The organism is Pseudomonas sp. FBF18 (assembly GCF_024261405.1).
Lineage (GTDB): Bacteria > Pseudomonadota > Gammaproteobacteria > Pseudomonadales > Pseudomonadaceae > Aquipseudomonas > Aquipseudomonas palmensis.
Genome location: NZ_QKRS01000011.1, coordinates 1 through 1,556 on the forward strand (window position 1 = coordinate 1; position 1,556 = coordinate 1,556).

The window sequence follows — 1,556 nt, forward strand, 5'->3', positions numbered from 1 at the left end:
CCTTCGTCGAAGCGCTGCAGGCCAGCCACCCGGGCTTTATCGTGCGTGCACTGGGCGGTGCGTTCTTCGCCTCCGGCATGCTGCTGATGGCCTACAACGTTTGGCGCACCGTCCGCGCCTCGCAGCCGGCCGAAGCTGAAGCCGCCGCTCAGATCGCTGTCGTTGGAGCTCACTGATGAAGCACGAAGTAGTCGAGAAGAATATCGGCCTGCTGGCCTTCTTCATGGTCATCGCCGTGAGCATCGGCGGCCTGACCCAGATCGTCCCGCTGTTCTTCCAGGACGTCACCAACAAGCCGGTCGAGGGCATGAAGCCCCGCGTCGCGCTGGAGCTGGAAGGCCGCGACATCTACATCCGTGAAGGCTGCGTGCAGTGTCACTCGCAGATGATCCGTCCGTTCCGCGCCGAAACCGAGCGCTACGGCCACTACTCGGTAGCCGGTGAAAGCGTGTGGGACCACCCGTTCCTGTGGGGTTCCAAGCGTACCGGGCCTGACCTGGCCCGCGTCGGCGGCCGCTACTCCGACGACTGGCACCGCGCGCACCTGTACAACCCGCGCAACGTGGTGCCGGAGTCGAAGATGCCGGCCTACCCGTGGCTGGTGGAGAACACCCTCGACGGCAAGCTGACCGCCAGGAAAATGGAAGTGTTGCGTACCCTCGGCACGCCCTACACCGACGAGGACATCGCCGGTGCCCGCGACGCGGTCAAGGGCAAGACTGAAATGGACGCTCTGGTTGCCTACCTGCAAGGGCTGGGCACCATCATCAAAAGCAAACGGTGACCTTGATGGATATCGGGATGATTCGTGGCCTGGGCACCGTCGTGGTGATGGTGGCCTTCATCGGCCTGGCGTTGTGGGTATTCAGTTCTCGGCGCAAGTCCGAGTTCGACGAAGCGACCATGCTGCCCTTCGCGGATGATCCCGAAGCCAGCAAGCACGTCGAGCAAGCGCAAGCGAGCGCTTCTAGGAGTAACAAAGAATGACTACCTTCTGGAGTCTGTACGTCACCGTTCTGAGTCTGGGTACCATCTTTGCCCTGACCTGGCTGCTGCTGTCCACCCGCAAGGGCCAGCGCAGCGAAACCACCGAAGAAACCGTGGGCCACGCCTACGACGGCATCGAGGAATACGACAACCCGCTGCCCAAGTGGTGGTTCATGCTGTTCGTGGGCACCATCGTGTTCGCCCTGGGCTACCTGGTGCTGTACCCGGGCCTGGGCAACTGGAAAGGCCTGCTGCCGGGCTACCAGTACCTGGACAACGAAAACAAGGTGGCCTTTGCCAACGGCGAGTCGGGCTGGACCGGCGTGCACGAGTGGGAAAAGGAAATGGCGCGTTCGGATGCCAAGTTCGGGCCGATCTTCGCCAAATTTGCAGCGATGCCAATTGAAGAAGTGGCCAAGGATCCGCAAGCCCTGAAGATGGGTGGCCGCCTGTTCGCCTCCAACTGCTCGGTATGCCACGGCTCCGACGCCAAGGGTTCCTACGGCTTCCCCAACCTGACCGACGACGACTGGCGCTGGGGCGGCGAGCCCGAGACCATCAAGGCCACC

3 protein-coding genes and 1 pseudogene are annotated in these 1,556 nt (G+C 62.7%); all 4 read left to right on the forward strand.

Translation table 11 applies throughout. The features are described 5' to 3' along the window. A pseudogene (locus DN387_RS17330) lies at positions 1 to 176 on the forward strand (cytochrome C oxidase Cbb3); the annotation flags it as partial. Next, a complete protein-coding gene (gene ccoO, locus DN387_RS17335) occupies positions 176 to 784 on the forward strand; it encodes a cytochrome-c oxidase, cbb3-type subunit II (protein ID WP_043862385.1) in 609 nt (202 codons plus the stop codon). The pseudogene DN387_RS17330 and the gene ccoO, both read left to right, overlap by 1 nt. A 5-nt stretch (positions 785 to 789) precedes the next feature. Further along, a complete protein-coding gene (locus tag DN387_RS17340; RefSeq protein ID WP_043862418.1) occupies positions 790 to 987 on the forward strand; it encodes a CcoQ/FixQ family Cbb3-type cytochrome c oxidase assembly chaperone in 198 nt (65 codons plus the stop codon). Continuing rightward, on the forward strand, positions 984 to 1,556 hold a 573-nt coding region (locus tag DN387_RS17345), incomplete at its 3' end, for a cbb3-type cytochrome c oxidase N-terminal domain-containing protein (protein ID WP_254506150.1). The genes DN387_RS17340 and DN387_RS17345, both read left to right, overlap by 4 nt.